We start from the raw sequence: 26931 nt of genomic DNA on the forward strand, positions 1-26931 counted from the left end.
CACCGCTCAACTTAGCCAGAAGGATGTAACGTGTCTTACGTCATATTTATCCAGTATGGCTAAGAATCTTTTATCTTCGAGACATTCTTTGTAGATATAGAACATTTCGTCATACTTCACCCAGCGCAAGTCGTAGTTGTATTTCAACGCAAGTTCTATATTTCGGAAGAAGTCAAGTTTCTCATTCATACGATATTTGATTTCTGCAAGAGTGATATAGGCCATAGCTGATTCGGAATCAATCTCTAAAGTTTCATAAATGGCTTCAAGCGCACTGGCGTATTTTTTATAGAAATTCCACATTTTAGCCTCCTCATTGCGGTATTTCACATTGTCAGGATGTGCTTTTATTAGCTTTGTGATTGCTTTTATATCGTGTTCTTCATTATGAAACATCATGTGGTCTATCTTGACCTTGAGAAATTCAGTAAACTCATTATCTTTATCATAAATTTTATTCAAGAGGTTTTCGCTTCTCTGATAATTTCCTAATAAAAGGTTTAGATGAATCTCTTTGAGTTGTATTGGGAGCAAGTCGGGGCCAAGGGTGGCAGTAGCTTTTTGTGCATATTCTAATGCCTTCTCAAATTCAAAACGGTCAAAATAATAGTTACTAATGAATGAATATCCATATGAAAATTGCGGGTATGAGTTAACCAGTAACTCTGCTTGTTCCATGAAGTGGCTGTCGTTTCCTCTATAGTAGCGCAATGCTTTGTCTACTTCTAATTGAAGCTGCTTGTATCCGTCAAAAGTGACAAGGTCTTCTTTAGAGAAATAATTCTTTACCAAAGAATCATACAAGGCCATATATTCTTTGACGGAAGAAGTTTTGGAGACTTCGTATATATAAGAAGTGTTGCAAAGCTCGTTCTCTTCCAGGCAGCGGTCTGAATGGATTACATTCGCGCTTTCGAGGGTGGTGCCGTTCTTTGCGAGACATTCTTTGATGATATTTGTCTTTTGCTCTACAATGATGTTATGTTTTACTTTTTCATCGGGACTGTCCGGCAGAGGAATACGGGTCAGGACAAAATGATAGGTCCTCTTGACTCCCAGCAGGTTGTTTTCCGGTGCGGAGAGCGAGTTCAGGACTTTACAGCAGCCTTTGATGTTTTCTTCGTTATTGGCTGCCAAAAAGACAACGTCGTCGGCAAGTAAGGACATCGTGATAGCGGACATTTCCGTGATTCCTGTCCTGGAGTCTATCAGTAAGAAATCGGGAGCCAGTTCCTCTTCTATCTGTTTCTTCAGGCTCAGAAAGAAATCAATGCCATAACTGTTTTCTGCATAGAATAAGTTCCACCAATTGATGCGTGCGAGTTTTTTCCAGTAATCACTTGAGTCAACATCCCCTGCCGCACATAAATGGATGGTATTTATTGCGTTGTTTAAATGAATGTCAACCATATAATCTGATATATGGCGGGGTTGTACATTCTCCACAGCATATGCATAAATATAATCCACCAATCCTTTGTAGATAGGCTGTTGAAGTTCCTTGGCATATTTGCTTTGCAATCCCGGAGCTTCCAAATCAAAGTCGAGGATACACACTTTCTTTCCAAATTCAGCCAAGCGATTGGCTACGTTGACTAACGCCAATGTCCGTCCGACTCCTCCTTTGTAGGAATAAAAAGTAAATGTTTTCATAACTCTTATATGATTAGCATGAGTGAAGCTCTTTCTTTGGCAATACGGGTGGCTCTGGCTGATTCTTCCGTCTGTTTGAATGGAGCCGGCATCTGGCTGGAGTCATTAAACTGAAAGTTCAATTCGCATTTTTTTGCGAGTACCCGTATGATTTGTACGACTCTCTCAAATTTAACTTTACCGTATTCTTGTTGTTCATAACGTTGGATTTGTTGTTCCGGCACTCCTATTTTGTCTGCCAGTTCCTTTTGGGTGTATCCGGAAGCTATACGCAAGGCTATGATAGATTTAGGAAGGTTTTCGTTCGTAAAAGACAGGTGTTGCCGGTTTCTTAACTTCTCGAATTCTTCGATTTCCGAACTCAAGTCTTTCAACCGGCAGCAGTATGCTGCTTTTTGCATACGGTCGGTCAGTTCTTCTCCTTTTATCTGATACAAGGCATCCAGCAACTCTTCCATTTCCTGTTTGGCGCGTGTCAGTTGGCTTTCGTTCTTAATCATATCTTAGTTCAGATTTATTTTTATTATTCCCTTTTTCTTCCTCTTTGCTCCTTTTCTTCCTTGAAAGAAATCCAGATAGGAGATATTCAAGCCTGCATAAAGGCTGTAAAAGAATAGCTCTCCTTTGAATTTTTGTTTTTGCGTTTCCCGCAGTTTATAATCGTCAGTGAGGAGCAGGCAAGGTTCTTGGCTTTTTAGTGTCTTAAGAGATTGTGTGCTTCCTTTGAAACAGGCATCCCAGTCGTCGGGTTCCAATTTGTCGGTGACGAAGCTACCGTCGATATAGATAGCTTCGCAACCACAAATTTTTAGTATATTTATAACTTGGAGTAAGCCTTCCAGCAGTTCTTTACGTTTGGGGCTGAATCCGAAAGTTGTTTCAAATTCTTCCCAACTGAGCGTGTGAATTCCTTCGGGCAAATACCCTTCTTTATTAAATTCCATAATAACACATCATTTCTGTTGTGCAAATATAGAAAAAATACCTGGATATTGAAGGATGGATAGTTTTATTTCCGTCTTACATTTATTTTTGTTTCACATCCTGTTTGTTGGTATTAAAACCCAGCTTCGTCAGTCCCGCCTGTACGTCGGGGTGGCTCATGAAGAGGTTCCATAACAAGCCTGTGCGGTAGTTCTCAATCATGACGGCGATAGGGCCCTGGTCGATGGCGAGGTAGCGTTGCGGATACCAGTTGTCCGTTTCGCTGAAAGCGTCGTAGAATCCGAAGGGGCCGAAAACTTTGTCGCCCATATTATAGAGGTGGCGCATCACTTGCATGGAGTATTCCGGCGTGTAGGCGATGGATGAGAGGGCGGCGGTAGGAGAGATGACACCCTTGTCGTCCTGCTCGTTGGGTGAGTGGGCGGCATATCCGTCTACGGAGTAACTGGCAGTCAGTCCCCAGCAATCGGGGCCGAACCCTTTGTAATGTTTGGGGTTGCGGATGCAATAGGCACGGTTTACTAACGTCAGGTTGCGCATTTCGTAGAAATAACTGGGGCAATATTCATCTTTCAGTCCCACAGGGTCGAGTCCGAGGAAAGAATATTGTGCCCAGAAAAGCGGTCCGGCTTCCGTCCCCTGGTAGCGGAGATGAAGTTCGATTCCTTCTACCTTATGCGGGGAGATGATGGCACCGTTCTGCGCCCATCCGTCATGGTAGACGGCGGCGGGTACTCCGTGCGTTGGCGAAGCGGCGGCAAGGATATACATAATCATGCATTCGTTGTAACCGTGTACGGGAAAATTCATTTCCCAGCCGTAGGTAGGGCTCCAGTGCCAGTAAAGGACGTTTTGTCCGCCTTTCCGGTACCAGTCCCAGTCAACATCGCGCCAGATTTGGTCGATGCGCTGGGCGAGCGCTTTTTCTTTCTCGTTGCCGTTTACGTAATATTGGTGCACGGCGAGAAGTCCCTGGATAAGGAAAGCTGTTTCCACCAGGTCACCGCCGTTGTCTTTCTGTCCGAAAGGTTTCACCTTTCCCGTGTCGCCATACCACCAGTGAGGGTACGCTCCGTGAAAGCGGTCGGCTTTCTCAAGGAAGGATACGATACGCTCCATGCGTGCCAGTCCCTCTTCACGGGTGACATAGCCGCGGTCTATTCCGGCAAGGATAGCCATGATGCCGAAGCCGCTGCCGCCGGAAGTGACGACGTTGGCGTCGTCCTGCGGATATACGCCGTCTACATGATAGCGTTCGGGGGCAAGACCGCTGTTCGGTTCCGCACCTTCCCAAAAGTAGAGGAAGGTCCGTCGCTGGACGGTATCCATCAGGGCATCATCCGACAGTGAGTCGGTGACGGCGGAAAGGTTGTCGCTTTTGCTTTTCCCCTTACAGTTCTGGAAGGTCAGGGCTACAGCGGACAGGAACAGCAGCATGAGAGGGAGTGCGCTCATTTCTGCGAGTCTTTTATATTTATTGTTCATAATCAAGGTGATAATTTATTAGATTAGGCACGGTAATCCGTGCCTAAGAGTTTAGTTCAACGTAAATTTCGCCGTTTTCACATCCCGGCTGTTCGTCCCAATCATCACTTCAAAGTCACCCGGTTCGGCCACCAGTTGAAGGTCATAGTTATAATATCTCAGCATTTCCGGAGCAATCTTGAAGCGGACAATCTTCATTTCTCCCGGTTCAAGGAATATCTTCTGGAAACCTTTCAGCTCTTTCACGGGGCGGGTGCTGCTGCCTACTACGTCACGGATATAGAGTTGCACGACTTCCGAGCCGGGCCATGTGCCGGTATTGGTCACTTCCACTGCTGCGGTCAGTGAACCGTTCATGTCCATGCTGGAGTGGCTGAGGTCAATGTCACTGTAGGAGAAAGTGGTATAAGAAAGCCCGTAGCCGAACGGATAAAGCGGGTCATTGTCCACATCCAGGTAGTTGCTGCGGAACTTCTCGAACCATTTGCCTTCTTTCAACGGGCGTCCGGTATTCTTATGCGCATAGTAAAGAGGTATCTGACCGACGTTCTTCGGGAAAGTCATTGTCAGTTTGCCACCCGGATTGACATAGCCGAAGAGGGCGTCGCCGATGGCATAAGCTGCTTCACTGCCGCCGAACCATACATTCAGGATGGCGGGCACGTGTTCCTGTTCCCAGTTCAGTGTAAGCGGGCGGCCGGTGAACAGTACAAGCACTACCGGTTTCCCTGTCTTTACTAATTCTTTCAGCAGGTTTTGCTGCACGTCAGGGATATTCAAGTCCGTACGGCTGCTGCTTTCACCGCTCATCTCAGAGGATTCTCCAAGGGCTGCGATGATAATGTCCGACCGGCGGGCTACGTTGAGCGCTTCGTCCAGCAATTGCTGGTCGGTGCGATTGTCACGGCTCAGTGAACGGCCGAACATTGTGGCACGTTCTTCGTAGGCGGCATCACTAATCAGGTTGCTGCCTTTGGCGTACATGATATTCGCTTTTCCGGCAGTCATCTCTTTCAGTCCCTCTACTAATGAAGGACAGCGGTCGAGCACAGCAGCTACGCTCCAAGTACCCGGCATATTGCTGCGGCTGTTTGCCAGCGGGCCGATAACGGCGATATTTCCTTTGGGATTGAAAGGCAGTAGCGGATTTCCGTTCGGGTTCCCGTCGGGGCTGTCGTTTTTCAAGAGAACGAAACTTTCGGCGGCTATTCTGCGGGCTGCGTCACGGTGCGCTTTCGTAAATATGTCGCGTGTCGGACGTTTCGGGTCGCAATATTTATAAGGATTGTCAAACAACCCGAGCTTGTATTTCGCTTCCAGGATGCGGCGGCAGGCGGTATTCAGCGTTTCCATAGAAACCTTGCCTTCCTGGACGGATTTCTTCAGCGTGCCTACAAAGCCTTCGCTGACCATATCCATGTCCACTCCGGCATTGATGGCACGGGCGGATACTGTCTGAAGGTCGCCGATGCCATGGTCTATCATTTCGGAGATTCCCGTATAGTCGGTTACAACGAAGCCGTTGAATCCCCATTGTCCGCGCAGGATGTCCGTCATCAGCCATTTGTTGGCGGTGGCAGGTATTCCGTCCACTTCGTTGAACGATGCCATCACGCTGCCTACACCGGCTTCGACGGCTGCTTCATAAGGTAGCATATAGTCGTTGAACATCCGTTGGCGGCTCATATCCACGGTGTTGTAGTCACGTCCCGCTTCGCTTGCCCCGTATAGGGCAAAGTGCTTCACGCACGCCATGATTTCGTCGTTGCGTTGCATGTTCTTTCCCTGATAGCCGCGTACCATTGCTTCGGCAATCATGGCGCCGAGGAACGGGTCTTCACCGTTCCCCTCGGACACACGTCCCCAGCGGGGGTCGCGCGAGATGTCCACCATCGGGCTGAATGTCCATGAGATTCCGTCGGCACTGGCTTCTACGGCTGCGATGCGGGCAGACTCTTCGATGGCTGCCATATCCCAGGTGCACGACAGGCCGAGCGGGATGGGGAACATCGTCTCATATCCGTGGATGACGTCCATGCCAAACAGTAACGGAATACCCAGGCGGGATTGTTCGACCGCCTGTTTCTGTACTTCGCGTATCTTCTCCACTCCTTTCAGGTTGAACAGTCCGCCTACTTCGCCTTTCTTGATTTTGGCGGCAATATCGCTGCTCTTGGCTTGTCCGGTGGTAATCTCTCCGGTGACGGGAAGGTTTAACTGCCCTATCTTTTCTTCCAATGTCATTCTTCTCATCAGGGCATCGATGAAGCGGTTCATGTCCTGTGGCGACTTTTGTGCCGCCACGTTCAGGAATCCTGCCAAAAGTAACAGAATGACGGAACTTAGTTTCTTATTTATCATATTATTATACTTGTTTTATTGATAATCCGGATTTTGTACCAGCACTCCTTTGGACTTGTCTATCTCGGTCTGAGGCAATGGAAGCAAGGCGTTCTTGTCCTGATAATTCTTGCCGGCTGCCTGCAATACTTGTTTGGCAATGCCCCAGCGGACCAGGTCGTAGAAACGGTCGAACTCAAGCCCCAGTTCCACGCGGCGTTCATGGCGGATGGCTTCACGCAGTTCGCCTTGGTCGGTAGTGGTTACTTTGGGCAATATGTTGCTATTCGTACCTCTAGCACGTTCACGTACCTGTTCGAGGTAGTCTACCGCTTCGCCGGGGATGCCTTTTTCATTGGCGGATTCGGCTCCCATCAGCAATACGTCCGCATAGCGGATGAGGCGGATATTTACCCAATAGCCTTTGTTGGTGTATTCCTTACGCAGGGCTGGGTCGGTGTAGGCTTTTTTATTGAAATAGGCTCCCATAGCCGGAGAAACCGGAGATTCGCCGTAAGGCTCGTTGGTATTCTCGGGGGTAATCGGCTCGTCGTCCGAGTGACGGAAGTAGAGCAGGGTGGCGTTTTTACGCGGGTCGCCCTGTTCGTAGGCTTGTGCCATATATTCTGTCGCCATGTGCCATCCCCATCCCAAGTCCCATTGACCTGCTCCGCGCACACCTTGCACTTCGCAGAACTGGCTGCCGATAACATCGCTTTGGGGGAGAGCGGCGGTGGCGGTACATTGCAGTTCGAATACAGAACCGCCGTTGTTTTCGCCTTCGTCCGTAAATATCTCGTTGTACGGGGTTTTCAGGTTATAAAGCCCTTTTTTAATGACGTCGGTAGAGGCTGTGTACATATTGTTCCAGTCGTTGCGCATCATATAGGTACGTGCGTGCAGCGAACGTGCGGCTCCCCAGGTGAGGCGTCCGAGGTATTCGGTGCTCCATGTTTCCGGTAGTGACTCCTCGGCGGTTTTCAGGTCGGTGTCAATCTGCTCGTAGATTTTCTCGACGGTTGTTTTCGGAATATTGGCTTCCGAAGCGTCATTGATTTTGTAGGTCACGAGGGGGACTTCGCCGAAAGCTCTTACCAGATTGAAGTAGCAGTAGGCACGGAAGAAAGAGGCTTCGCCTTTGTTGATGATATCTTCGGCTTCGGTTTGTCCGGCTGTCTCTTTATCTGCGATGGATTCGAGAATGTCATTGCACTGGTAGATGATGGCATAATTCTGTCCCCAGTAGGCACCCAGCAAACCGTTGTTGGCGGTATATAGGAAGTCGTCGTACATTTCCGCTACGTCGGAACCGTCGCTGGCTATACTTCCCTTTTCCGAGTCTTCGGAACGGAAGCAGTGGATGGCAAATGCGGGAGGACCGGCGGTGATGTTGTAATTACGCATCATCGTGTAGACATTGTAAATCTTACCGTTGACGAGCGCATTGGGGTTGTCGTCTTCGGTGAACTGTCCTTGCGGACTGCGGTCGAGAAAGTCGCTGCAACTGCCCAGAAAGAGCGTGGCGGCGGCAATAAGGGCTGAAAATATATATTTATCCAGTTTCATATGAGTATAGTTTTAGAATGTTAAGTTGATTCCGAATGTATAAACTGCCGGTACAGGGTAACTGCCGTTGTCTACTCCGAATGCGGTAGCGGTACCGCCCAGTTCGGGGGTATAGCCGGTGTTATGCTTCCACGTCTTCAGGTTCTGTATGTTGACATATACTTTGAGGGCTTGCAGGCGGATTTTCGCGAGCAGGCTTTTGTCGAATGCATAAGCAAGTTGCACATTGCGGATGCGGAAGAAACGGCCGCTTTCGATGTAATAATCCGAATTCAGCGTGTTGATGGAATGTTTGGAGTTCAGCAATGGCTGGCTGTCGGAAGTCCCTTCGCCGTGCCAGCGTCCCAAGCGTTGCTCCATGTAGTTGAACTGGGCAAAGTTGTAGTTGTCCCACGTGCGGAAAATCTGGTTTCCGCCTTGCCCCATCATGTCGATATCCAACGACCAGTTGCGGTAGTTCACTCCGAGAGAGAAACCGTAAGTTACTTTCGGGGTCGGGTTACCTATCATGGTACGGTCTTCCGGGGTAATCTTGCCGTCACCGTTGACATCTGCGAATTTTAAATCACCGGGGGTGACAGTGGCAAGCGTATTCTCCGGAGATGAGTTGATGTCGGCTTGCGACTGGTAAACACCCGCTACCTTATATCCGTAGAAATAGCCGATAGGATAACCTGCCATTGTATAGCTCTGCTGCTTGTCTCCGGCAATGATGGAATATCCTTCCTGGACAAGGCTTTTCACTTCGTTCTTGATAGTGGTCAGGTTGGCGCTGACGGTATATCCCCATTCGCCTATCTGGTCGCGCCAGGTTACTGCCATTTCCACACCTTTGTTCTGAATCTGTCCTAGGTTGCCGATGCCCGGAACTGTTCCGGAGATACCGGGAACCTCTGCCAACAGGTCTTTTGTGTTTTTCTTGTAATAAACACCTTCGAAATGCAGGCGGTTGCGGAGCAGGTTAGTCTCAAATCCGGCTTCCCAGGCTTCTACCTTTTCCCAACGGAGATTCGGGTTGGGCAGATATGCCAGCTGGTATCCCGGATAGATGATGGAAGGCTTGCCGAATACGGCAGAGTAAGCGTTGCTCAACAACGGTTCGGCAGGATAGGCCCTGTCCAGGTTCTGGTTTCCCAGTGTACCGTAAGATGCCTTAATTTTCAACATGTCCAGCCACTTGATGTCTTTCATGAATTCTTCTTCGCTTATCAGCCAGCCGCCGCCTAATGAGAAGAAGTTCTGCCATTCGTTGCCCGTATAGGAGAATGCTGAAGAACCATCGCGGCGGAATGAACCGTTGAACAGGTATTTGCCTTTATAATTGTAAATGACACGTGCGAGCATGGACAATGTGCTGCGTTCCCATTGCGTACTTCCGTTGGTGGCAGTGGCGGCATCTCCGATGCTGACAAACCACTTGTCGGGGTTGTTCGGTATCATCAGCCCTACTCCCTGCTTGCGTGCTCCGTCGAGCCGGCTCAGTGAGTTGTAATAGGTAGTGAAGCCTGCGGTAGCAGTCAGGTTATGATTGCCGTTGTCGAAGCTGTTGGTATATGTCAGTACGTAGTCGCTCTGTACTTTCGTTTCATTTTCTTTGAATTGGCTGACTTCCGTCTTTCCTGTTCCCAAAGTGGCGATGTCACCATTGACGGTAGAGTCGTATACTTTGACAATAGGGGTGTAGGTACGTCCGTTGTTGGATGCATAGTCCATGGAGAAGGTAGCTCTGAATTTGAAATGTTTCAGGAAATCCACTTCACCGTAGATATTGCCCGATGCGCGGTAGTTTTCGGCTTTGGTAGTGTTCGCCTTCAAATCTACGTCCACCATCGGGTTGTTGATTTGTGCCTTTTGGAATTCGGGCAGGGCGGTGTATAGTCCATATTCATTATTGTATACGGGAGCGATAGGAGTGGCACGAAGTGCGTTCAATACCTGTTTGGAATCGGCAGGAAGCATACGTGCACCGTTGAACTGGAAACCGACTTTCAGGAAATCCGTGATTTTATAATCATTGCTGGCATTGATGGTCACCTTGCTGAATTTCTCATGCTCGATGTTGCCTTGCTCGTAAGAGTAGCCTACGCCCAGGTAGAAACTATGTTTGGGCGAAGCTCCTGTGATGCTGATATTGTTGTTGGTGATAAAAGCGTTTTGGAAAATCTCGTCCTGCCAGTTGGTGTTTGCATCCCATCCGGTGTAATCGAACGGAGCATCTCCCTGGTTGGCGAGTTGTTCGCTATACAGTTCCTTGAATTGCTCGCCATTCACCATTTTCACCTTATCTACTACTTTCTTGAATCCGAAGGACGTGTTTATGTTCACTAATGTCTGTCCTTCTTTCGCTTTTTTGGTGGTGATGATGATAACGCCGTTCGCACCGCGTACACCGAAGATGGCGAGGGATGACGGGTCTTTCAGAATCTCCATGGATTCGATGTCTTCGGGGTTGAGGAAGTTGATGTTGTCGTTGAACAGTCCGTCAACGATGTAGAGGGGTTTGTATCCGTTGATGGAGTTTGTCCCGCGGATACGGATTTCCGGGTCGGCACCGGCACGTCCCGAGTTTACGATTTGCACGCCTGCCACCTTGCCTTGCAGGGAGGAAAGCGGGTTCATCGCCGGCTTGTTGGCCAGTTCTTCCCCTTTGATGTTGGTGATGGAACCCGTCAAGTCTCTTTTCTTCGCACTACCGTATCCGATAACCACTGTTTCGGCAAGTACTTGCGAATCTTCTTTCAGGGTGACGTTGATAACGGTCTGCGTACCGACCTTGACGCTCTGTGAGGTCATTCCCACGTAGGAGAATACCAGTACATCGTCTGGGGTGACAGAGATTGAATACTTACCGTCCATGTCCGTGATGGTTCCGGTGGAAGTTCCTTGTACGAGTATCGATGCGCCGATCAATGGTTCATTGGCAGCGTCCGTCACTGTTCCTGTCACCGTCTTTGTCTGTGCAAAGGCAGATGTGGTGGCCAGTAGCAGGCAAACAAGCGTCATGATGCTCCTTGACCTGATGGCTTTTTTCTGAAGATGTTGTAAAAGTCTAGTCCTCATTGCATTAAATTTTTCCATTTGTTAATATTTAGGTTGAAGTCTTTTTTCTGCCGTCTTTTGACAAGAGTAACAAAGGAAACAAACGAAAGTCGAAAAAGATTAGGAAAAGAGGGAGAAAGGGTAATTTTAACATTGCGGGGGGAATGTGGAAAGTTTTTATTTGTCATTTTGTTGCTTGTTTGTTTTATTTTATATACATTTGTGAAATGGAACAAACTATGAAGTTACTTTTTTCTTGTATTATAGGATTGTCTCTGATATTGTTTCTTTCTACTTGTCATGTTGGAAGCGATGCAGGTATTCTTTTACGTCGGGCTGACTTGCTGCTGCAACAGTTTCCTGATAGTGCCTTGATGCTCCTTGAGTCCATTCCTCATCCTGAAAAGTTGTCCGGTTCTGAAAGAGCTGATTATGCAATATTCTTGGCTCGTGCAAGAACTAAGTTGTATGTTCATGAGCCAAATGATTCATTGATTCGGTTTGCAGTAGATTATTATAAAAGAAGCCGGAATAACGAGCGTAAGATGCAAGCTTATTATTATCGAGGTTGTGTGTATCAAGACATGCGTTGTATGGATTTGGCGGTGAAAGACTTTTTGCAGGCACTAAAAGTAATTCCTAAAGAGAGCGAGTATCTTTATTTGGGGGCTATTTATGAGCATTTGGCTGGATGTTATGAAGAACAGAATCTTTATGAAGATGCTATGTGTGCCCATCATAAGGCATACGAAATTTATCTTGAGCAAAAGAATAGTGGTCAATTATTTTATGCTTTAAGAGGGATTGGGCATATATTTGTTTTACAACATCAATTAGATAGTTCTTTGATATATAACAAGAAGGCGCTTGATATAGCTGAAGCTACAAGGAAAAATTATCATAAATCTTTAATATTGGGTGAAATGGGGATGTTGTTTAATGAAATGGGGGAATATCATAAAGCGAATCAATATATTACTGCATCTATATCTGTTGCGCCGGCAGGTACTAGTTTGTTCACAGAATATCTTTGGAAAGGGAATGTTTTGCGAAACTTACAGCAAATGGACTCTGCACGATACTATTTGAACTTGAGCAAATCTTCTCCTTATATATTCAATCGTGGTGGAAGTTATGGAGAATTATATAAATTGGAGAAAGAAGAGAATAATTTTCCAGCAGCTATAGCGGCGGCTGATTCTCTTATTTATTATCTCGATTTAATTCATGATACAACAAAAGCTACTGAAACGGCTCGTTTGGCTGATAAATATGAAATCGAACTTTATCAGCAGAAACTTGCAGGGAGATATAAAATTGAAGTTTTATTTATTTTGCTGTTCTTCATTATTGTAGGAGCGGTTTATTTTGGGATTGACAAGCGTCGAAAAAAGAAGTATCTTGAGTTACAAAATCAATTGATGAAGAGTCGCACAGATATTCTATCCGGAGACCTTGAGGAGCAGGATAATGCTGAGACAGATTTAATGGGGATGTTGGAGCCGAGTTTAGAACTTTGTCTTCAGTTGTTTCGAAGGACGGAAACCTATGAGAGGCTTCTTTCTTTGGAGAAAAAGATGGGCGTAGCTACCTCTTTGAGTATTCATGAAGGACAGATGATTTGTGAAAGCATTTATGATACTTTTGGCGACATTATGCTTAAATTGAAAATTCAATATGTTGATTTAACTAAAGAAGACTTGCTCCATTGCGTATTTTTCTTATTGGGTTGCTCCAAAGAAACAATCTTATTATGTACACGTGCTTCTGAAGGGGCATTTAAAAGTCGGAAAAGTCGCATGAAAGTTAAGTTAGGAGAAGAATTCTTTGGATGGATGACTACACGACAATGCCTTGTTCCATAGGTGCTTATGTTGGATTGTGACATTTCTGTAACTTGCAGTCGAGATCTATAGTTATCTTGTAACTTTATTGTGACCAGGCATCTAGATTTATTTTAATCTTATTCCTTACATTTGTAACATAACCAATAAAAATAAGTGTTATGAAAGCGTTTGTTGGAAGGCACATTTACCGTGCAATAAAAGAAGTGTCGGTTAATATATTACAACTAAATTCATTTATGTTTAATAATAAATAATACAATATTATGAAAGCAAAGAGTAAAGAAGTTAGAAAGACGACAATTGTATTGACTTCGATTTTTATTTTATTATTCTTAGGTGCCTGCTCTTCTAACGAATTCACTCCAAATGGAGAAGAGAAAGTAAAGGCTGATGCATATACCCAATTGAGTGAAAACCTAGATTTATATAACCAATCTTATTTGAAGGTCAATACTTGCCCACAAACAAGAGGCTGGTGGCATAAGTGGAATTGGTTTAATACTAGAGGAAAATATATTGTAAGTTGTGATGCTTTGGGGGCGAGAGTTGGTGCAAGATGGGGACGTTGGGGAGCTTTAGGAGGAGCGGTAGGAGCTTCTTTAATTGCAGCACTGTTTTCTGATAATCAAGTAGTAACAGTTGATGATAAATTTACATGTAAATTACAAAATGCATCTTTACCGTTGAACTCAAATGAAGATCGAATGATAGATTCTGAATCTTTGGAATTGGATAGTATAGGCTATTATCATAATGAAATAATGTTGTCAATAGAGAGGAAGATTCCAGATGTTTATAATCAAAATTTGGATACTGATGAAGTGATGTCTATTGTTAGTGGAGAAATGAAAGAACTTGATTGTCCAATGCCTGAGGAGCGAATAATAAAAGAAATTTTTAATGAGACTAGTGCCCTTATTCCAAGTAAAGATATTTTTCTTTCAGAGGAAGCTTTTGTGTCACACCTTGAGTCTGTACAACCTGAATATTTGCAAGATTATAAGATTATTAATGATTACTTAATAACTACCCAAAAGATAGCGAAAGAAAATATACAGGATTATACAGAAGGGGTTGTTAGGGTTGTACAAGAATCAGAATTACAGCAGGAAGAGAAACAGGCGCTAGTTGGTTCCATTTTAGTTGGTGGAAATAGTGTGCTTTTATGGACAGAAGTGGATTCGGAAATATCAGACGAAGATTGAAATGATTTAAAATCGTGTTAAATATGAAAAGATGTTATTTGTCACTTTTCTTGTTGTTTTTTGTAATGGTACTATTGGCTCAGAAGAAGTCAGATGAAAAATTTCTGATTTCTGTAGAAGCGGGAAAGGGCTGTTTAATTGGTAAATCTAATGTTTCCCCTGTTGGAGTAAATTATCGGAATCAATATAGCAGTGGCATTTCTATTAATACTAAGGTAATGTATTTTTGGAATAGCTGGATAGGAGTAGGTTTAAAAGGGAACTCCTTTACTACTTCAGGAGACTATCTATTAAACGGAAAAGTAAATTATGCTGATGATATTGTGACTTACTACGTTGCGCCGCAATTAGAAATGAGACGATCCTTCAGAAACAATTTTTTGATAAGTTTTGGAATGGGAATAGGGTATATGTATTATAAGAACGAAAGTGCTAATGAAATAAATATGAAAACAATATCTCATTCAGATGCAGCCAATATGGATTTAATGTTTGAATATAAGATTATGAAAAGATTATCTATTCGAGGAGGTGTATCATGTATTGCAGCTGATAATTTTAAAAAGATGAAGAGGACTATTGAGCAAGAAACAATTATTATTAAACCTCAAAAATGGGATAAAATTCAAATGTTCCGCATAGATTATATATTTGGTATAGTTGGTGCATTCTGATATTCTTATTTTACTTGGTTTATAGCAATCTTTGTATTTCTAAGTAAAAGAATATACTGATTATTCTCATTCGGTACTGTCCCTAATTTTATGTAAATTAGGGACAGTACCAATTAAAACATTTCCTTTGCAGTCGTCATGCAGTGAATGACGTCTTCTTTGCTTCCGCTGAAAGGACCGGATTTCTCAATTTTCAATGTAGACATGGCTGCCGCAAAGCGTCCTGCGTCTTCAATGCTTGCGCCTGATACCCGTTGGTATAAGTAGCCGATGGTATAAGTGTCTCCGCATCCTGTCGCGTCTACTACTTTTTCGGGTTGGTAAGCCGGGATACGGTAAAAATCGGTTCCGTCGAAAATAAGGGAACCCATGCTTCCGAGGGTGACCAGCACTTCTTTTACTCCCCATTCGTGTAACCGGCGGGCGGCTTCGTGCGGGTCGGCAAGCCCGGTCAGTACTTCCATTTCGTGCTCATTAACTTTGAGGAAATGGATATATTGCAGCGCTTCCCGTTTGTCTGTCCAGTCTATCGGATACACGTGTGTGTCGCGTACCTCGCGAAGGTAACCTTGCGAGTCTACCGCTATCAATCCTTTCCGGGAAAGTTCCTTGATTACTTCCAATGAGAAATCGTCTGCCAGCAGGGAGCCGAGATGGTAAATCTCTGCGTCTATTTCTTTGAGTTGGAGGGCGGTGAAAGGGTCTGCTTTGGCCAATACACGTTGGGTACGGTCGTCGGGATTGGCTCCATAGATATTTTCAAAATATACCGAGTACTTGCTGGGCAATGTGGTAACATTAATGCCTGCTTCGCGTAGTTGTTCTACTACGTTCATTTCGGTAGCACCGACTGCTGTCACCAATGCATAGTCAATATCATTAAAATGGCGGATGGCATGCGAACAATAGAAGGCGGTTCCGCCAGGCATATAGACTGTGCTTTGTGGAGTAACCACTTTGTCCAGTGTGATGTGACCGATACAGCAGAGTTGATGTTTATTCATATCCAATCAATTAAAAAGCCTTCAAGACAGTATCTTGAAGGCTTCTAGTTTTATTTCTGTGCGGATGATAGGACTCGAACCTACACGCCTCACGGCACCAGATCCTAAGTCTGGCGCGGCTACCAATTACGCCACATCCGCATGTGTAGCTTTTTTGTTTAGCGGTGCAAAGATAGGAAGATTTTCTGATTTGACAAATTATTCGGTAATAAAGTTATTCACTTAATATCTCGAATGCCTTTTCAATCAGGGTATCTTTCTTTTTAAGTTGGTCTGCTTCAGACATATTGATGGCAATATCCGGTGCGATACCTTCTTCTAGCGGTTGTTCGTTTTTGTCGAAGTGCGGGCTGGCAGAGAAACGGATGCTCCATCCGTTTGGCAATTCCGATGAGAAAGGAAGTCCCGAACCGCCACCGGTCCAATCGCCGACTTGGATAATTTCTGTATCTTCTATGCTGCGCATCGCATTAACAAAATCGTTTGTCGCGCTGTAACAACGACGGTTGGTTAATATAACGACCTTTTTTTGCCAACGGATACTGCTAGATGGTTCCAGATAAATCGGTTCCTTCTTAGAGAAGTCATTATGTCCCGGTCCTGTTTTGTGCTGAATGTATCCGGTCAGCGTCTTTTGGTTGGTAAACCGGGCGGCAATGCGGGTAGAGTTCGTCAGATTTCCACCACCGTTGTCGCGTACATCAATGATTAATCCGTTGCAAGGTGCCAGATAGAGAAGAACCTCGTCCAAGTTGCCGTTTCCGACTCCGGCGCTGAAACTTTCATAACGGATATATCCTATATTATTATCGAATATCTTATATTTTAAGCCGGAAGCTGTGTAATAACCACTGCTGGCACTGCCCAGATAAGTCTGATAAAGAATATCTTCCCGGTAGTTCCAGTCGTATCCCTGATACCAATCATCGTAGAAAGAAGTGCGTTTTGCAGAAGAAAGATTGACATGCCCGTCTTTCAGGATATACAGCATCTGGCTTAGAATGTCGAACAGGTCATCGTTGGACATGGTCGGTATAATCAGTTTTCTGTATTCTTCGTGAACGGCATCCCAGTCAATTCCTTTTGCTTCCAGAAAACAGTACTGTTCGTCAATAATCTTCCATAGTTGCTCGAAGTTGCCTACGGGATCATTAGCGTACTCATCCTCCCTGATGCAGCCGGTCAGCGCCGGCAGGCAGCAGATTAGCAAAAGTAGTTGTATAATCTTATTTTTCATTCTTGTTATCTCTCACGCTTTGAAGTTTCAACATTAAATTTTTGCTCTCTTAGTAGGCTCTTACCGATGATGGTAAGACGCTTGCTCCTTTTTTATTTCGGATACGGTATAGGTCTTTCACAAATCCTACCATGAATACATGGGAGTAGGTGTGTGTCTTGATATTATTTACTTTGTATTGCTGCAAATCGGCCAGATAGCTGAAACGCATTTTGGTATATCCTATCGGCAGGTCGACGGAAAGCATCTGGCGGAGTGAAGGCTGGTTGTGCAGGGAAGTGAATTTTATCACTCCGCTCGAGTTGCCCAAGGAGAATATCTCATAATAGGATTGTCCGTAGTGTGGTGAGAAAAGCATTCCCATTACAGGCAAATTGACCTGATAACGCAACACCATCGGATATCGTTTGATTTTCAGATGCCAGATTGCCATTCCCGAAGCGTCCAGGTTGACGTAAGCTCTTGCGGAAGCGGGATTGTTGGTGTTTCGAAGGTTGTAAACAAAGCCACCGTTAGCGTCTATCAATCCACCTGCCAGTAACTTGAAGTTCTCCGTCAGCCGGAACTGGTAGTGAAGACCGTAATTCCAGTTGACCAGACCGGAGAATGTATTATTGTTGTCGGCACGGTTGTGCGTATAACCGATGTCTGCCTGGAAGAAATTCTGCACGGAAATATTCCCGTCGAACAGTTTGGTCATCCGAATTGTTTCGCGGGAAACACGGAAGTCGATTCCTTTGTATTCCTGAGGCGAAAGATAGGTATCGAATACGTTGGTAAATCCGATACCGTACATGGTGGCACGTGTTACATAGCGATGGGTTTGCAGGCTGTCGGTCTGCGCTTGTAATTTGGTGCAGAGGGCGAACAGGATGCATCCTGTCAGCCCCCAGTATATTAGTTTTTTCTTCATCAGAATAACTTCATCTGCCCGGTGATTTCGTCAATAATATCTCCTTCACTCTTGCCGTTGTCCGGGTCCAGATTCTCCGGTTCTTCTTCCGGTTCGTCCTGCGTTTGCTGTTCGGGTTCGGGGAAACGGGTCGGCTCAAGTTCGTTAATCGTCTCAACCGTGTAGGTGGTGATACGTTTGCCTTTTGCTTTGAACCCTTTGACAGCGATAAATTCATCCGCATCAATTTCCAACGGGTCGCGGAAACTGTCGTGTCCGCCGAATACAACTTCCAGGCGCGGGTAGTATTCGTCGGTCAGTAAGATGAGACGGTTGTTTTTGTTCTCGCCCAAGTAGTTCTGTTTGCGGTTGGAACCTTCAAAACAGAAACGTTTCAGGTACGGATAATTTTGTTGGTCGGCATCATAAAGCGCGGCAGTCCATATCTTGTGGGGGTCGAACTTCTCGACGATGCTTACATTATCTTCATAGTGGTTGCTCAGGTCGAAGTTGCTGTTGTAGAAGTCACCGTTGTTCAGAACGACCAGTATGGTGTCTTCACTCTGGAACTCGCCCAGATATTCGCCCCGGCCGTCATAGTTGAGGCGGAGAATGTCACGGTCGAACCATACCTTACGCCCGCCGAGGGTCGAACCGCCTTTCTGTTTCAGGGTAATTTTGTGTATCGGCAGACGGGTGAGGATGATACCGCGTGCCTGTCGGCCTTTAATGCCCACTTCGCTGAAGTCTTGCTCGAAGATGATGCGGCGTACGCGTGGGTTAGGTTTCAACGTAACCTTGATGATTTCGGCTTCCCCGTTCGGATTGGCACTGAAATAGGTGATACGTGAATCGGGGGTACCTTGGGTGACGTCATATTCACGGTCACGGACTACGGAAGTCACGGCGAAACGTTTGACATAGGTCGTTCCCTCTTTCCCGTCGCGGTATGCTACGTTGTAAATCGTCCGTTTGTCGTTCTTCTTGAATACGTTGACGTAAAGAACGTTCTTGCCGACAAACTTCTTGTCGGCAACAGGCGTAACGAGGTACTTGCCGTCGCGGAAGAAGATGATGACATCATCAATATCCGAACAAGAAGCCACAAATTCGTCCTTCTTCAAGGCTGTTCCGATAAATCCTTCTTCACGGTTGATATAGAGTTTTTCGTTCGCTTCCACTACTTTGGCGGCTTCGATGGTGTCGAAGTTGCGCAGTTCCGTGCGGCGCGGGAAGTTCTTGCCGTATTTGTTCTTCAACATCAGATACCAGTTGACGGTATAATCTACGATATGAGCCAGATGGTCGTCAATTTCGGCGATGTCCTCTTTCATCCGGGCGATGAGTTCGTCCGCTTTGTCCGAGTTGAATTTCAGGATACGTCCCATTTTGATTTCCATCAGTTTGAGAATATCCTCTTTGGTCACTTCGCGGATAAATGTCGGATAATAGGGTGTCAGGCGTTCGTCGATATGTGCGCAGGCTGCGTCCATATCTTTGGATTGCTCGAACTCTTTGTCCTTATAGATACGTTCTTCGATAAATATCTTCTCGAGAGAAGAGAAGTGCAGTGCTTCCAGTATTTCACCTTTCTTGATTTCCAGTTCTTGTTTCAGCAAGTCCATCGTGTTGTCTGCCGACTTTTTCAGGACTTTACTGACAGTGAGGAAGTGCGGTTTGCTATCGTCGATAACACAGCAGTTGGGCGAAATGCTCACTTCGCAGTCAGTGAAAGCATAGAGGGCGTCTATCGTTTTGTCCGATGACGTGCCGGGTGCCAGGTGCACTAATATTTCTACGTTGGCAGCCGTGTTGTCGTCTACCTTGCGAATCTTGATTTTTCCTTTGTCGACAGCTTTCAGGATGGAGTCGATGACGGATGAAGTGGTCTTACCGTAAGGAATCTCCGTGATGGCAAGTGTCTTGTTGTCGAGCTTGTTGATTTTAGCGCGTACTTTCACTGCTCCGCCGCGTTCGCCGTCATTGTATTTGGCTACGTCGATGGAACCGCCCGTCTGGAAGTCGGGATAGAGTTGGAACTCTTCGCCGCGCAGGTAACTGATAGAAGCGTCACAAAGTTCGTTGAAGTTGTGCGGCAGAATCTTGGAAGAAAGTCCTACGGCGATACCTTCCACGCCCTGTGCTAGTAATAATGGGAATTTCACGGGAAGAGTGACCGGTTCCTTGTTTCGTCCGTCATAGGATAGCTTCCATTCGGTAGTTTTGGGATTGAAAACAACATCCAAAGCAAACTTGGAAAGGCGCGCTTCGATATAACGGGGAGCGGCAGCACCGTCTCCGGTAAGGATATTACCCCAGTTACCTTGGCAGTCGATTAACAAATCTTTCTGTCCGAGCTGCACCAGGGCGTCTCCGATTGAAGCGTCACCATGCGGATGGAACTGCATGGTGTGTCCCACAATGTTGGCAACTTTGTTATATCGTCCGTCGTCCAGACGCTTCATGGAATGCAGGATACGTCGCTGGACAGGTTTTAAACCGTCATTAATATGGGGGACGGCACGCTCGAGAATCACATACGAAGCATAGTCCAGAAACCAGTTCTGGTACATGCCTGTCAGTTGATGTTTTACGTTTTCGTCCCGCGCGTCCGCCGGTTTGTAGTCTGAATGTCCTTCTGGTATCTCGTTAATTTCGTCACTCATAAATTCGTATATATACTATAATTTTATGCATACGCAGGCAAAAATACAAAAATAAACGAGATTTAGGAAAAGAAAGAGCGAGATTCCTTGTGTTAAAAGGATGTAATTTCTTGATTTCTTTCAACATACTCTGTTGGGGAGCAGCCATAAATTGCCTTGAAGCAACTACAGAAATAAGAATGACTGTTGAAACCAACTAAAGTCGAGACTTCTGAAATGGTAATTTTCTTTTCTATTAACAGGCGTGCTGCCATTTGTAAACGTGACCGTCGCATGAATTCGGTGGGAGAGAAGTTAGTCAGTTGTTTGATTTTATAGTAGAGGTTGGTCTTGCTCATTCCAATTTCATTACAGAATTTTTCAATGTTCAGTTCTGGATTCGACATATTTTCTTCCATGACGGCATATAGCTTTTGTAAAAAGCGGTCGTCAGCCGAAGTTATATTGGCGCCGATATCATGTGTGTTGAAGTTTTTGCTATATATTTCTTTTAATTTATCTCTGGAAGTGAGCAGGTTTGTAATGCGAACTTTCAGATGCGTCATGTTGAATGGTTTGGTGATATAATCGTCGGCTCCTATTTTTAAGCCTTCTTCTACTTGCAAAACAGTAGTCCGCGCGGTGAGCAAAATGACGGGAATATGCCCGGTACGTAAGTCTCCTTTTATGATACGGCATAACTGAATACCGTCTGTTCTAGGCATCATGATATCACTGACTATCAAATCAGGCATATAGCTGAATGATTTTATTTTGGCTTCTTCACCATCGGCGGCCTCTATGACATTATAGAACTTTGATAAGTTCTGTTTTATGTAGTGACGTAATTCTTTGTTGTCTTCCACGATTAATATCGTATACTTCTTGTTCGTAACTTGTTCCTCTGTTTCATTGAATTGTTCGTTGGAGTAAAATTCATTTAATGATAAATTAATGTAACGTGTGATGTCTTCACTGTCCTTGTAGTTTTCAATAATCTCATCTGTGGACAAATGAGCATTTCCAGTTGGTAATTCAACGAAGAAGGTACTTCCTTTTCCTTGGACGCTTTCTACATAAATACGTCCCTTATGCATTTCTACAATAGCTTTTGTAAGATATAACCCGATACCGGTTCCAGGAGTGGACGAATCTGACTCGTTGACTTGATAGAAAGGGTCAAAGATGGCGTTTAACTTGTTTTGTGGAATGCCGATGCCTGTATCTTTTATAGTCAATAAGATTGATTGTCCGGTTGTTTCATTATAAACGGTTCCTATATCTATTCTTCCACTATCAGGGGTATTCTTTATGGCATTTGACAGTAGATTGAACAAGACTTTTTCCATTAGTCCGCGGTCATACCATAGGTTGATAGGTGCATCCGGTAGATTATAACAAAGAGTAATACCTTTGGAGTGTGTGAGTTCCTGAAAAGCCAGTACAATTTCTTCTATGAACTTGGAGAAGTTGCCTTCTGCCGCTCTTAGACTCATCTTGCCGGCTTCTTTTTTCCTGAAATCCATAAGCTGGTTAATCAGGAATAGGAGACGTTTGGAATTGCTGTACATCAGTTCCAAAGGTTTCTTTACAGTAGAGGATAAATCCGGACGGTTTAATAATTCCTCTAAAGGGGCAATGATTAGAGTCAAAGGTGTGCGTAACTCGTGAGAGAAATTTGTGAATAAGTTGATGCGGTCATTATGCAATTTCTCGGAGTTTTCCTGCTCCATTTGCTTTATATGTACGTCATTCGTTAATTTTATTCTTACTTTTAAATAATGCAGGTATGAAACGATGATGCCTAATAAGATAAGAATATAGATACCTATCGCCCACCAGGTTTTCCAAGGTGGCGGTAATACTTCCAGCCGGACGCTGACTCCTTCTTCATTCCATACGTTATCGTTGTTGCAGGCTTTTACATGAAAAGTATATTTTCCTGCGGGCAGGTTGGTGTAATGCGCCATTGTCCGGTCACTGACATATATCCAGTCCTTATCGAACCCTTCCATGTAGTATGCATATTGGTTCTGGTCGGAACGTATAAAATTCAGGGCGCGATAGTCGAATGTAATATTAGATTCATTATAATCTACTACAATTGCATCTTTGTGAATATTCAACTGCTTTAGTGGAATTCTCTTGTTATTGATTGAGATGTTTTTTATTACAACAGGCGGGATGTTGGTATTTGTGCTCCGGTGGGAAGGATTGAAAGACACGATACCGATATCACCTCCGAAATAGCAGATAGAGTCTGTGCGCAGGCAGGAGCGTAATGCGAATTCATTGACTTGGAATCCTGTGAAGTTACTGATACTTTTTTCTTCCGGAGTAATCTTGGCTACAGAAGAAAAGGTCGAGGCCCAGATATTCCCGTTTGCATCTCCGGTGATGGCACAAATAGTGTTTGATTTTAAGCCATCGTCAATGGTATATTGGTGGGCGACTTTCTTGTCGCTTGTCAGCCCGATAATACCTTGTCTGGCTGTTGCTACCCAAATTTGGTTGTTGATGTCACGATATAACTGGTTGACACAGATATTTAATCCGTTTTTGTCCGTATGTAGAAAAGAAGAACAGTCGCGGGTCTGGAAGTTGTAGCGGTAGATTCCATGTGAATTACTTCCTAATAAGAAATAGCCGTTCTCGTCTTCTAAAATAGAACAAATATTACTGAATGTGATTTCTTTACCGGAAGGCAGATAGAAACAGGTTTGTATCTGTCCGTCTGCGGAAATGTAGACCAGCCCTCTTGTACCGGAAATACCTAATAAGATGTTACCTTTGGAGTCGGGATGAATAGTGATGATAGAAGAGCCGCCGGGTAGTGTAACAGTACGAAGTATTTTTCTTTGTCGAATATCGAAAAGAGAGAGTTTCCCGCTGTTTGTTCCTATGTATAATATGGAACCGTTGTTATATAGACAGGTCACAATATTGGAACGGAAATCAAAATCTCCTTCTTTATTGTTGATATTGTATCTTGTATATTCTTTTCTTGATATATCATAATGAAGGAGACCGCCGCCTTCGAGCCCTATCCATATCCCATTATTATCATTGGCTAGTGGACCTACAATACCGAGTAGTCTTTTTCCTTCAAAGGTAGGAGTGTAGAATTGGAAAAAGTTATTGTTTTGCAGATTGAAGTAGTTGACACCACCTGCCCAGGTACCTAACCAAATCGTATTGTCTTTATCGCAATAAGCGGAGTGTATGGAAAAGTGAGACAGCCCGTTTTGATTATCGGATTTTTGTTGATAGGTTATGAACGTTTTTTTCAGAGGATTGAAGATGTTAATTCCGTTGAATGTTCCGATTATAATATCGCCATCATGGTCTTCGGTAATACATCTGATAGAATTATTACTTATACTGTTAGGATTATAGGTTTGATTTGCATAATGTGCTTTAATATCCAATTGGTGATCTAATACAAACAAACCATTTTCGGCTGTACCGATATATATGGAACTATCTGTACCTTTATACAATATTTTAATTCCGGAGATCATCTGTTTATCGGGTAGTGGGATAAACTTATTTTGTGAAGGATTGAAAAGCAGCAATTCGCTGTCAGTACCGACCAGATAATTGTTGTTGGCATCCAGATCGATAATTGTATTGATTCGGAAGCTTTTTGTTGAGTCCGGAGAATAGTGGGTAAAGTTTCGGTGCTCAGGGTCAAACAGGTTTAACCCGTTATCTGTGCATATCCAGACTTTCTCTTTAGGGTCTATATAGACCCTGCGAATAATACTTGAACTAAGAGATTGTTTATCGTCTTCTTTAGCGTAAAACTGTTCAAATTCTTCGGTTTCTGAAGAGTAGCGGTTGAGCCCGTACAATGTACCAATCCATAATGCTCCTTTTTTGTCTTTTCCTACCGATATTACATAGTTGTTTGATAAGGAAAGGGAATCATTTGCCCGGTTTTGAAAGACATCTATCGAGTATCCGTCGTATCGTGCCATACCGTCTCTGGTGGCAAACCAAATATAACCTTGGTCATCCTGAATAATATCGAGTACGCTCATTTGGGGCAAGCCCTGGCGTGTTGTCAGGGATTCGAATGATACATTCTCAGCGTATACAGCTTTTGTATATGCAATGAGTAATATAATAAGTAGAATATGAAAAGCAGATGAATGATGACGCATAAACAGTTTGCTATTACCGATACAAATAAAAACAATTATTTTATAACCTGCAAAAATAATGCTGCGTTTAAAATGTGTCAAGTGTGTTCTCTAGCATAATTTCCAGTCCGTCGTATTCAAAAAAGTCCATGCCACGGAAACTTGGATGCTGATTACCACGGGCATAAATATCGGATAGGGTTTCAATCAGGTATTTCCAGCCTTTGGGTTGCAAGGAGGTATTCTCGTTTCCCTCATCACCATAAGTATTTACACTCACTTTGACACATACGCTTACTGCATTCTTGTAAAGTTTATTTGCATCCTCAAGTAAGGGAAGACTACGGTTCCATATTACTTCTGCACGATTGTAATAAGCCATGACATGAACGGACTCGCATTGTTGCAAAAACTGTGTTGCACTACCATAAGACAAACGACCTTCATCATATTTGGGCTGATATAAAAAAGATACCGATTCTTTGTGCTTAAGGGGGGATAGCTCAAAAGAAGCGCGTTGAAGTATATTTAGTGTGCGTTTGAGAAGTTGGTCGTTTTCTTTTCCGATGCCATAATGGTTGTTACTGTCCCAATATATGTCTAGTCCTTCCGGAGCCTGTTCGTTTTCCGACTTAAGGGTATGAGGTTCAAGGTCGGCCATAACGCCATCTAGTTTCTCGGAATTATGGACTGTCTGGTTATACAACTCCAGGTTACCAAGATCCTCAAAAAGAAGATCTTGGTTGGTATATAATCGGGGATTGCTTAACAATAAGGCAAACACTTGGATATTGTATGTGTGTAAAAATGAGATGAATGTTCGCATCCACTGAAAGTTAGCACTTTGTATAGTGCATAAGGTCGATTTGGGGGTAGATAAATAAACTTCGCTGAATCCTGATAAAATGATTCGGGCGGCTAACTTTTCGGGTGCATCCAAGTATTTGTCTATTGTTTTAGAATATACATATATACCGTTCCGGCTGGAATTTGTAGGATGAGTAGTGGCTTGGAACTGTTTTACTCTCTCCATTGTCGATGATGTGAAATCAGCTTGTTCAATCAAGATTTGATTGTCTGTAACTGAACTTCCCTTACCGGGCTTTTCCTCTGTTTCTTCATTCGCCCCGCAAGAGGTGACAAACAGTAAAAGGAATAAAAAGAAGTATGTCCCTATATGTTTCATTGATTAATTCTTTTATTTCCATTGTCTTTCCACATTATTTCAAAACCTTGAAACTCAAAAATGTCGATACCTCTGAAAGATACGAACCGAGACGATTCATTCATTAAAAACTGGAGTGCGTTGATCATATAATCCCAACCATGAGTTTGAAAAGAAGTAATAGGCCCTTCGTCACCGACTGTACCTAGACTTGTTTTGACGCATACACTGACCGTTTTTTCTTTGTCTTCGGCAGCGGTTAAGATGGGTTTTGCCATTTCAAATACCCGTTCGGCCTTATAGTTATAAGCCATGATGATTAATTGATTACAATATTGCAAGAATTCTTTGGCACCACCATGTTTCAGTAATCCGTTGTCCACTCTTGGTTGGAAAAAGAATCCCAATGCTTGGCTCAAGGGAAGTGGTTTCAGTTCCTTTTGTGCCATTTTCATTACTTCCACCGTCCGTTTCAATAACAGGTCGTTGTCTTTTCCTATTCCGAAATTGTTTTTAGAATCCCAGTATAGGGTCAATCCTTTGGGATAGTCTATAAAGCCTTTTTTGAGAATATGGGGTTCCAAGTCTGCCGATACACCGTCAAACCGCTGTTTCTTTTTTACAGAATAGTTATAGTCGTTTACTAATTTACAATCTTCCAATACACGCATGTCATCAACATATAAGCGGGCACTGCTCAGTCTGAGGGCATGTACTTTCATTCCATATAGATGGGCTTCTTCAATGAACTTCTTCTGCCATTTTAAGTAATCATCCGATTTTCCTGACAGGGCTTTCTCTGAACCTAAATATACATCTGTAAATCCCAATACTGCCAGGCGGGCTGCCAGTATGTCCGGTGTCGCCAGATAATCGTTGATACTTCGTTTGGTATAAATATATACTCCGCTTCTGTATCCTTCACCGGTCCTTAATACCTTTTTGAATTCAGCGGCCCGTTGCAACTGCTTTTCGGTGAGCTCTGCCTTAGAGGTCGGGTCTTCTGTTGCCAATGACAGGCTGCATTGTTGGCAGATAATAAATAATAGTAGTAACAGTTTGGTTCTCATAACTCTATTTGTATTAATC

General features: G+C 44.1%; 17 protein-coding genes and 1 tRNA gene. 3 read left to right on the forward strand and 15 right to left on the reverse strand.

Annotation, left to right across the window (positions count from 1 at the left end):
• Window positions 1-6 precede the first annotated feature (6 nt).
• The 7 genes from CLIN57ABFB40_RS14850 to CLIN57ABFB40_RS14880 form a co-directional block, all read right to left on the reverse strand.
• Window positions 7-1653, reverse strand: a complete 1647-nt coding sequence (locus CLIN57ABFB40_RS14850) for a KGGVGR-motif variant AAA ATPase (protein ID WP_175630817.1) — start codon at window positions 1651-1653, stop codon at window positions 7-9.
• Between the two features lie 5 nt (window positions 1654-1658).
• Window positions 1659-2153 carry a helix-turn-helix transcriptional regulator gene (locus tag CLIN57ABFB40_RS14855; RefSeq protein ID WP_175630818.1) on the reverse strand — a complete coding sequence of 165 codons (495 nt, stop codon included), beginning with the start codon at window positions 2151-2153 and terminating at the stop codon, window positions 1659-1661.
• 3 nt (window positions 2154-2156) lie between these two features.
• Window positions 2157-2597, reverse strand: a complete 441-nt coding sequence (locus CLIN57ABFB40_RS14860; protein ID WP_175630819.1) for a DUF6932 family protein — start codon at window positions 2595-2597, stop codon at window positions 2157-2159.
• An 82-nt stretch (window positions 2598-2679) separates the two neighbouring features.
• Entirely contained in the window at window positions 2680-4083 is a 1404-nt protein-coding gene (locus CLIN57ABFB40_RS14865) for a glucoamylase family protein (protein ID WP_175630820.1), read from the reverse strand.
• A 51-nt stretch (window positions 4084-4134) separates the two neighbouring features.
• Window positions 4135-6444, reverse strand: a complete 2310-nt coding sequence (gene bglX, locus CLIN57ABFB40_RS14870; protein WP_175630821.1) for a beta-glucosidase BglX — start codon at window positions 6442-6444, stop codon at window positions 4135-4137.
• Between the two features lie 15 nt (window positions 6445-6459).
• On the reverse strand, window positions 6460-7989 hold the full coding sequence (locus tag CLIN57ABFB40_RS14875) for a RagB/SusD family nutrient uptake outer membrane protein (protein ID WP_175630822.1): 1530 nt from the start codon (window positions 7987-7989) through the stop codon (window positions 6460-6462).
• A gap of 12 nt (window positions 7990-8001) precedes the next feature.
• On the reverse strand, window positions 8002-11067 hold the full coding sequence (locus CLIN57ABFB40_RS14880) for a SusC/RagA family TonB-linked outer membrane protein (protein WP_175630823.1): 3066 nt from the start codon (window positions 11065-11067) through the stop codon (window positions 8002-8004).
• Window positions 11068-11267: 200 nt separating this feature from the next.
• Here CLIN57ABFB40_RS14880 and CLIN57ABFB40_RS14885 point away from each other — a divergent pair, with 200 nt between their 5' ends.
• From CLIN57ABFB40_RS14885 to CLIN57ABFB40_RS14895, 3 genes are all read left to right on the forward strand, one after another.
• Window positions 11268-12893: a tetratricopeptide repeat protein gene (locus CLIN57ABFB40_RS14885; protein ID WP_175630824.1), complete on the forward strand. Its 1626-nt coding sequence runs from the start codon at window positions 11268-11270 to the stop codon at window positions 12891-12893.
• A 245-nt stretch (window positions 12894-13138) separates the two neighbouring features.
• Entirely contained in the window at window positions 13139-14080 is a 942-nt protein-coding gene (locus CLIN57ABFB40_RS14890) for a hypothetical protein (RefSeq protein WP_175630825.1), read from the forward strand.
• A gap of 23 nt (window positions 14081-14103) precedes the next feature.
• On the forward strand, window positions 14104-14754 hold the full coding sequence (locus CLIN57ABFB40_RS14895) for a hypothetical protein (RefSeq protein WP_175630826.1): 651 nt from the start codon (window positions 14104-14106) through the stop codon (window positions 14752-14754).
• A gap of 113 nt (window positions 14755-14867) precedes the next feature.
• On the opposite strand, the gene CLIN57ABFB40_RS14900 is transcribed toward CLIN57ABFB40_RS14895, so the two are convergent.
• The 8 genes from CLIN57ABFB40_RS14900 to CLIN57ABFB40_RS14935 form a co-directional block, all read right to left on the reverse strand.
• Window positions 14868-15758 (reverse strand): carbohydrate kinase family protein, encoded by an 891-nt coding sequence (locus CLIN57ABFB40_RS14900; RefSeq protein WP_175630827.1) that lies wholly within the window; start codon window positions 15756-15758, stop codon window positions 14868-14870.
• A gap of 59 nt (window positions 15759-15817) precedes the next feature.
• Window positions 15818-15899: transfer RNA gene (locus CLIN57ABFB40_RS14905), tRNA-Leu, on the reverse strand.
• Between the two features lie 73 nt (window positions 15900-15972).
• A complete protein-coding gene (locus tag CLIN57ABFB40_RS14910) occupies window positions 15973-16995 on the reverse strand; it encodes a S41 family peptidase (protein WP_175630828.1) in 1023 nt (340 codons plus the stop codon).
• A gap of 49 nt (window positions 16996-17044) precedes the next feature.
• Window positions 17045-17908 (reverse strand): DUF3316 domain-containing protein, encoded by an 864-nt coding sequence (locus tag CLIN57ABFB40_RS14915; RefSeq protein ID WP_175630829.1) that lies wholly within the window; start codon window positions 17906-17908, stop codon window positions 17045-17047.
• Complete coding sequence (locus CLIN57ABFB40_RS14920; protein WP_175630830.1) at window positions 17908-20553, reverse strand: DNA gyrase/topoisomerase IV subunit A; 2646 nt, start codon at window positions 20551-20553, stop codon at window positions 17908-17910. Before CLIN57ABFB40_RS14920 ends, CLIN57ABFB40_RS14915 begins: the two co-directional genes overlap by 1 nt.
• 92 nt (window positions 20554-20645) lie before the next feature.
• Window positions 20646-24698, reverse strand: coding sequence for a hybrid sensor histidine kinase/response regulator transcription factor (locus CLIN57ABFB40_RS14925; RefSeq protein ID WP_175630831.1), 4053 nt, complete (start codon window positions 24696-24698; stop codon window positions 20646-20648).
• A gap of 67 nt (window positions 24699-24765) precedes the next feature.
• A complete protein-coding gene (locus CLIN57ABFB40_RS14930) occupies window positions 24766-25863 on the reverse strand; it encodes a hypothetical protein (protein WP_175630832.1) in 1098 nt (365 codons plus the stop codon).
• Window positions 25860-26912, reverse strand: coding sequence for a hypothetical protein (locus CLIN57ABFB40_RS14935; protein WP_175630833.1), 1053 nt, complete (start codon window positions 26910-26912; stop codon window positions 25860-25862). The genes CLIN57ABFB40_RS14930 and CLIN57ABFB40_RS14935 overlap by 4 nt, the downstream gene beginning before the upstream one ends.
• Between the last annotated feature and the right edge of the window lie 19 nt (window positions 26913-26931).

It is taken from the genome of Bacteroides acidifaciens (assembly GCF_903181435.1).
GTDB lineage: Bacteria > Bacteroidota > Bacteroidia > Bacteroidales > Bacteroidaceae > Bacteroides.

Bases quoted from the DNA above. Each gene is read 5' to 3' on its own strand.
- CLIN57ABFB40_RS14925 (WP_175630831.1), bottom strand. From the start codon at position 24,698: ATGCGTCATCATTCATCTGCTTTTCATATTCTACTTATTATATTACTC.
- CLIN57ABFB40_RS14920 (WP_175630830.1), bottom strand. From the start codon at position 20,553: ATGAGTGACGAAATTAACGAGATACCAGAAGGACATTCAGACTACAAA.
- CLIN57ABFB40_RS14890 (WP_175630825.1), top strand. From the start codon at position 13,139: ATGAAAGCAAAGAGTAAAGAAGTTAGAAAGACGACAATTGTATTGACT.
- CLIN57ABFB40_RS14885 (WP_175630824.1), top strand. From the start codon at position 11,268: ATGAAGTTACTTTTTTCTTGTATTATAGGATTGTCTCTGATATTGTTT.
- bglX (WP_175630821.1), bottom strand. From the start codon at position 6,444: ATGATAAATAAGAAACTAAGTTCCGTCATTCTGTTACTTTTGGCAGGA.
- CLIN57ABFB40_RS14935 (WP_175630833.1), bottom strand. From the start codon at position 26,912: ATGAGAACCAAACTGTTACTACTATTATTTATTATCTGCCAACAATGC.
- CLIN57ABFB40_RS14915 (WP_175630829.1), bottom strand. From the start codon at position 17,908: ATGAAGAAAAAACTAATATACTGGGGGCTGACAGGATGCATCCTGTTC.
- CLIN57ABFB40_RS14850 (WP_175630817.1), bottom strand. From the start codon at position 1,653: ATGAAAACATTTACTTTTTATTCCTACAAAGGAGGAGTCGGACGGACA.
- CLIN57ABFB40_RS14910 (WP_175630828.1), bottom strand. From the start codon at position 16,995: ATGAAAAATAAGATTATACAACTACTTTTGCTAATCTGCTGCCTGCCG.
- CLIN57ABFB40_RS14865 (WP_175630820.1), bottom strand. From the start codon at position 4,083: ATGAACAATAAATATAAAAGACTCGCAGAAATGAGCGCACTCCCTCTC.
- CLIN57ABFB40_RS14930 (WP_175630832.1), bottom strand. From the start codon at position 25,863: ATGAAACATATAGGGACATACTTCTTTTTATTCCTTTTACTGTTTGTC.
- CLIN57ABFB40_RS14855 (WP_175630818.1), bottom strand. From the start codon at position 2,153: ATGATTAAGAACGAAAGCCAACTGACACGCGCCAAACAGGAAATGGAA.
- CLIN57ABFB40_RS14860 (WP_175630819.1), bottom strand. From the start codon at position 2,597: ATGGAATTTAATAAAGAAGGGTATTTGCCCGAAGGAATTCACACGCTC.
- CLIN57ABFB40_RS14875 (WP_175630822.1), bottom strand. From the start codon at position 7,989: ATGAAACTGGATAAATATATATTTTCAGCCCTTATTGCCGCCGCCACG.
- CLIN57ABFB40_RS14880 (WP_175630823.1), bottom strand. From the start codon at position 11,067: ATGGAAAAATTTAATGCAATGAGGACTAGACTTTTACAACATCTTCAG.
- CLIN57ABFB40_RS14900 (WP_175630827.1), bottom strand. From the start codon at position 15,758: ATGAATAAACATCAACTCTGCTGTATCGGTCACATCACACTGGACAAA.
- CLIN57ABFB40_RS14895 (WP_175630826.1), top strand. From the start codon at position 14,104: ATGAAAAGATGTTATTTGTCACTTTTCTTGTTGTTTTTTGTAATGGTA.